Origin of the sequence: Methanobrevibacter sp. (assembly GCF_045539575.1) — an archaeon.
Classification (GTDB): Archaea; Methanobacteriota; Methanobacteria; order Methanobacteriales; family Methanobacteriaceae; genus Methanocatella.
Map to the genome: position 1 here is coordinate 1 of NZ_JAZQFM010000063.1, position 6,173 is coordinate 6,173.

4 protein-coding genes are annotated in these 6,173 nt (G+C 33.1%); 1 reads left to right on the forward strand and 3 read right to left on the reverse strand.

The genetic code is table 11. The features are described from left to right. Nucleotides 1-173: 173 nt before the first annotated feature. From ACKI30_RS08405 to ACKI30_RS08415, 3 genes are all read right to left on the reverse strand, one after another. Nucleotides 174-3,560 (reverse strand): right-handed parallel beta-helix repeat-containing protein, encoded by a 3,387-nt coding sequence (locus tag ACKI30_RS08405; protein ID WP_407411558.1) that lies wholly within the window; start codon nt 3,558-3,560, stop codon nt 174-176. Between the two features lie 270 nt (nt 3,561-3,830). Then, on the reverse strand, nt 3,831-4,178 hold the full coding sequence (locus ACKI30_RS08410; protein ID WP_407411560.1) for a HEPN domain-containing protein: 348 nt from the start codon (nt 4,176-4,178) through the stop codon (nt 3,831-3,833). Nucleotides 4,179-4,201: 23 nt separating this feature from the next. Next, entirely contained in the window at nt 4,202-4,507 is a 306-nt protein-coding gene (locus ACKI30_RS08415) for a nucleotidyltransferase domain-containing protein (RefSeq protein WP_287411226.1), read from the reverse strand. A gap of 373 nt (nt 4,508-4,880) precedes the next feature. Between ACKI30_RS08415 and ACKI30_RS08420 the strand changes: the two genes are divergently transcribed. Beyond that, a complete protein-coding gene (locus ACKI30_RS08420; RefSeq protein WP_407411562.1) occupies nt 4,881-6,062 on the forward strand; it encodes an AAA family ATPase in 1,182 nt (393 codons plus the stop codon). Nucleotides 6,063-6,173 lie beyond the last annotated feature (111 nt).

Below are 6,173 nucleotides of genomic sequence, written 5' to 3' on the forward strand. Positions count from 1 at the left end.
CACAATTAAAGATAAATAACTTCAAAAAAATATAATTGAGGTTATAAACTGATAATTTATGTAACTATTTGACTTTAAAAACTAAAAAAAAAGCAGTACCTATTAAAAAATGATTAAATGAAAAATGCAAAAAAAGAAAAAGAAGTGCAGATGCAATTGCATCCACATTAGATTTAAATTAAACCGAGCTTTTTGGCGGTCTTTTCATCAACCTTACCAGTCACTTTAAGACCTTTGTCATGCTGGAACTCCTTGACGGATCTTTCAGTGCAGCTCTGGAACTTACCGTCAACCATCAGGTAATGTCCATATGCTGTGAGATAGTATCCATTGTTTTTCAATGCCTGTTGAATCTCTCTGACTGTGGATTTATCCTTGCTGCCTTTGGATATTGTTTTCCAGGAGGAAATGACTTTAATGTTTACCTTTTTGGTTACTTTATTGTAGTACTTGTTTCCTGTGTAGGTTATTGTTGCCTTGAATGTTCCTTTTTTGGTAAGCTTTGTGATCTTGAATGTTGCCTTACCTTTGGAGTTTGTGGTGGCTTTGTATGTTTTGCCGTTGACTTTCAAGGTGACCTTAGCGTTCTTGATTGCCTTTCCTGTGTTGTCCTTTAAGGTAATTGTGTATTTTTTGGTTTTTATGGCAGTCTTGAATGTTTTAGCACTTGCAGTAATCTTCGGAGTTGCCTTCTTGACTACAACCTTGGCAGTAGCATTGGATCCGATGTAAGTGTCATTTCCCGCATAGGATATTTTTGCGGAGTATGTTTTTGGAACCATGTTGCTGACTTTGATTTTGATTTGACCGTTTTCATCGGTAGTGTAGTTTTTAACGCCGTTTAAATCAACAGTCACGGTACTGTTTGCCAATGGATTGCCCTGACCGTCAGTCAATTTAATAATCAGGTATTTGTTGACATTATATGTTGCAGTTACACCAGCTGCAGTCAGATTGGTTGAAACCTTATTTACAGTTATTGTAGCGGTTTTGGTAACTGCAGTGTGATTTTCATCAGGAACGGTAGTGACATTCAAAGTATAAGTTCCTGCGGCTAAACCGGAAACAGTGATCTTTTTGCCATTTACACTAACAACAGCACTAGGTTGACTGACAACGTTAGCGATGACTTCACTTGCACCAGCGAAGGAAACATTACCAGAACCTTCACTTCCATAATCAAATACAATATCGTCAACAGTTAATGTGGATTCCACTTTGTTTACTGTGATTTTAGATGTTGCAGTTACAGGATTGTGGTCATCATCAGGGATTGTTGTGACAGTTAATGTATGATTTCCCGCTTTTAAACCTGAAATCTGAATAGTATAATTATTAATAACAGCCACATCATTACCATCAATCTTAGCAGTGATTCCAGTAGCCCCTGTAGTTGTTACAGTGACCTTTGTGGATTTGCCATAATTTAAAACTATATTATCAAGTGTTATTGTTGAATTAGCTTTATTGATTGTTACTGTTCTGTTGATCTCTTGGAATTTAGCATATTCAGTATCGAAAAAGGCAATATAAAAACCGACTGGTAAATCTGGAATCCATCCTTCACCGCTTAAACAAGTATAATTGCGAACATTTGTATTGTTTTTAAAGTATACGCTTATTGAGATAATTCCATTAGACACAGGAATGCTACTGTTTGTAGTTAGATTAAATGTAACCTTTTCACCAGAACCATAAAAAGCTGTAAAATTATCAACACCTAAGATAGGTGGAAGAATACGTACTTGATAAGTTGAATCGGAATCATCTTTAAAAATACAGGTATCCGCAGCACTATATTTATTGGTGCTATAAATAGCACCACCATAACGGGTTGCAGTGTTGTTTGTAAAATTACAATTTGTCACATTACCAGCAACAGCAAGCCAAATTGCACCGCCATCATAAATGGTTGCTTGGTTGTTAGTAAAATTACAATTTGACACACTACCAGAATTTATCCTGATAGCACCACCAGAGTTTGTTGCAGAGTTATCAGCAAAATTACAATTTTCAACAATAGCAAAAACCATGTTAATGGCGCCACCATATCCAGTTGCAGAATTGTTAGTAAAATTACAATTTGACACAGTACCGGAACTTATCACGATAGCACCGCCATCAGAAATGGTTGCTTGGTTGTTAGTAAAATTACAATCTGTCACATTACAAGTAAGACTACTCCAAATTGCACCTCCTTGGGAGGAGGCAGTGTTGTTAGTAAAATTACAATTTGTCACATTACCATATGAATCGAAGTAAACTGCCCCTCCAAACTCTCCAGTGTTGCCAGTAAAATTACAATTTGACACATTACCAGTACTATCGAAGTAAACTGCCCCTCCATAAAATGCATTGTTGCCAGTGAAATTACAATTTGTCACTTCACCATTACCATTAAAGTAAACTGCACCACCATCACCAGTTGCATTGTTGCCAGTAAAATTACAATTTGTCACTTCACCATTACCATTAAAGTAAACTGCACCACCATTGTCTGCAGTGTTGCCAGCAAAATTACAATTTTCAACACTACCAGAATCCATCCAGATAGCACCACCATCGTCTGCAGTGTTGCCCGTAAAATTACACTTTGTCACAGTACCAGAATAAATGTTGATAGCACCACCATCATCTGCAGTGTTGCCCGTAAAATTACAATTTGTCACGGTACCTTGATCCAAGAGGTAAATTGCACCACCCCAATCACCTGCAGTGTTGCCCGTAAAATTACAATTTGTCACAGTACCAGAATAAATGTTGATAGCACCACCATCGTCTGCAGTGTTGCCCGTAAAATTACACTTTGTCACTTCACCAATTGTATTAAAGAAAACTGCACCACCATAGTATGCTTCGTTATCAGTAAAATTACAATTTGTCACGGTACCTTGATCCAAGAAGTAAATTGCACCACCATAATAGGTTGCAGTGTTGCCCGTAAAATTACAATTTGTCACTTCACCAGTACCATTAAAGTAAACTGCACCACCCCAAAAGTCAGTACCGGTTGCATTGTTGTTAATAAAATTACAATTTGTCACAGTACCAGTACTATCAAAGTAAATTGCTCCTCCATCACCATTATAATTAGCATTTTTAATGGTTAGGTTTTTAATTGTTACACCGGAAGCATTAACATGAAATGCCCTGATTGTTGATTCGTTCATGTCAATGACTGCACCGTTACCATCAATGACTTTATTGTCCTCACTGATAGTAATGGTTTTACCCTTATCGTAAGTATAGTTTTTATGGGTTAATGTAATGTTTCCTGGCTGGCTAATTTCTTCAGCCAAATCAGAATATTTAGCTGAATCCTCACCCAATACTTCAGTATCAGTTTGCGCAATAGCTTCATCATAATCAGTTGAAGCCAATGCCTCGTTTTCTTCACTTGTTTGTAGATTATCCTCAATAATATCATTATCAGTGGATAACTCGATTGTATTTGCATTTTCGCTTGCTATAGTATTATCTATTTCACTTGCGCTAACACCTGCAATGCTCAATAGAAAAACAACAAGCGCCAATAGGATTATTGTTTTTTTGTATTTCATTTTCTCCCTGAACCCCTGGAAATTGTATGCTAAAAAATGTTTTATTTCATTCAAACAATCATAAAAATACATGCCCTTTGTTTAAAACTTCTAAAACATGAATAAAAATCTATCAATAAATATATTTATACATAACTATACCAGAGACATGAAGGGTAGATAAACTGATAATTTATAGTCCTAAATATATGACTGTGAAAATGGATTATAAACTTAAATTAAAGATAATAAATGTATAAAAACGAGTTAAATATTCAAATAAAAAAAGGATTATAAAAATTTTTTAGCTTCAGTTATAAACTCTTCAGCTTGGATTAAACAATCAAAAGCTTCCTGTTTATCAAAATTTACTGAAAAATCATAACTAGATTTTCTTCTAAGTTTTTTAGCATTAGAATAATAAGTATAAACTTCTTGACTGAAATCCCCATCAAGAACAAAATCTTTACTAAACTGGGTTAAAATAGTATCATGTTTTTCACTGACAAAATCATGAGTAAGTAACAAGGCTTTAGCAGCATCAAACATTGCATAATATGAATGAGTTATAGAACCTCGATACTTTCCGGCATCAAATAAAATTTGTGCCATGCTTAACTCTTCAACTGCTAAATCCATAACACCATTAACTTCTTCAACATTTATATAGGAACACCTTCTGCCATCACTGTTTTAAGGAAGCTATAATCTTTTGTTTTGTTGAAATGTTCTTCAGTCATCACATGTGGTGAAATTACTTCTTCTTTTTTAAGAATAAAATCTACAACAATATTATCAATCAGTGATTCCAGTTCTCTGTTATCATGATTTACGACAATTAAAATATCTATATCAGATTCATCATTATCATCGCCACGTGCAACAGAACCAAATAATATCATTCTAATAATCTCGTCTGAATTAATAGCATTAGCAAACTCATGAGCAATTTCAATTCTATTATACACTTTAATCACCAATGATAAATTAGTTAATATAACATTTTAATTTCATTAATAATAAATATTTTCAAACTGCGACTAGATGAAAAAACACAGATACACACATAAACTGATATTTATGCACATACTATTTTAAGAAAATAATGGAAGAAATATCTTCAAAAACACCTAAAATTTAAAATACGAACAGATCATCCAATACAATAGATTACAAATATTTAATTTTAGGCCAATGAATTTGTAATGTAATGTGTGTTTTTTACATTATAATGGAATTTCCATTACATAATGCCATGTGTGTTTTTTACATTATAATGGAATTTCCATTATATTTATATGAAATGTTGATGAAACATATAACTAAAAAGGAGAGATATTCATGGCAGGTTTACCATTAGGAAACGACAATGATTTAGATGACACCCAATTCTACAACAGAGTAAATGAAATTTCATTTCTCTCAGACAATCTGGAACTAACTGAAAAAGGCTCAACACCAACAATCCTACTAACAGGAATTAGAGGCGTTGGAAAAACAGCATTGATGAAAAAACTAAAAAAAGACTTCCAAAATGAATACTTAGTTGTTTACATGGACCTAACAGCAATGGACAAATTCAAAAAAGAAAAATTAGACCGTTTTTGCTTCATGAGATTATTCTACGAATCCATTATAAAATCCTGTGATGAATCTGATATACTCACAATCGATAAAAAAATCATGAAATACTTCAAAACACGAAATTTCCAAATAGACAAAATCCAATCCATGGATAAAATCCCCATTCCAATCATTAAAAGCGAAGAAGATTATACCAAATTCACAAACTACGTGATGGACCTACCACAACAGATTTATAATGACAACAGAGAGCAACTTAAAGGAATCTTAATATTCATTGACGAATTTCAAATGCTAAAACAACTTGATGAAGATGTAAATGGATTTTTATGGTATATCAGAAGTGTCATCCAATCACAGAAAAATATTGGTTACATTTTCTCAGGAAGCATGAGCGTGAAAGATGAATTAATCGCCGATATTGCAGGCCACCAAGGTGCTTTCGGTGGCAGAATCCTAAACTATGAAATAAAAATATTTTCATTTGAAACAACCAGAGATTATTTAAATGAAAAAGCAGATTATCTGAACTTTACCGATGATGGATTTAAAAGATTTTATAAATGCACCAGTGGAATACCCTACTATATCAATAGTTTTGCACGATTACTTCCGCCAAATGAAGAATTAAATGAAGAAAAAATAATTTCAGAATTTAAAAAATCCTTGGAATACCTAATAATCAATTTAACAAATGAATGGTATAAGTTAAATAAACAGGAACAAAGAATTATCACAGCACTTGTTGAAAAACCTCTAAAAAGAATAGAAATAGCCAATAAACTTGGAGTAACCAGCGGAGCAATAGGATCATCACTGAAATCACTTCAAAATAAAATACTAATAGAACTAAACAATGGAAAATACCAAATATACGATCAAATATTCAAAGCATGGTTAAAAAAGGAATACGAAGAAAAAGAAGATTATCCTTATTAAAAATACATGTCTAAAAAATTATCCTATACACTCACAGATAATAGGAACAAACAAAATTTAACTAATGTTTAAACTGACAATATCTGAAGAATAAGAACATAAACTGATATT

Bases quoted from the DNA above. Each gene is read 5' to 3' on its own strand.
- ACKI30_RS08405 (WP_407411558.1), bottom strand. From the start codon at position 3,560: ATGAAATACAAAAAAACAATAATCCTATTGGCGCTTGTTGTTTTTCTA.
- ACKI30_RS08410 (WP_407411560.1), bottom strand. From the start codon at position 4,178: ATGGATTTAGCAGTTGAAGAGTTAAGCATGGCACAAATTTTATTTGAT.
- ACKI30_RS08420 (WP_407411562.1), top strand. From the start codon at position 4,881: ATGGCAGGTTTACCATTAGGAAACGACAATGATTTAGATGACACCCAA.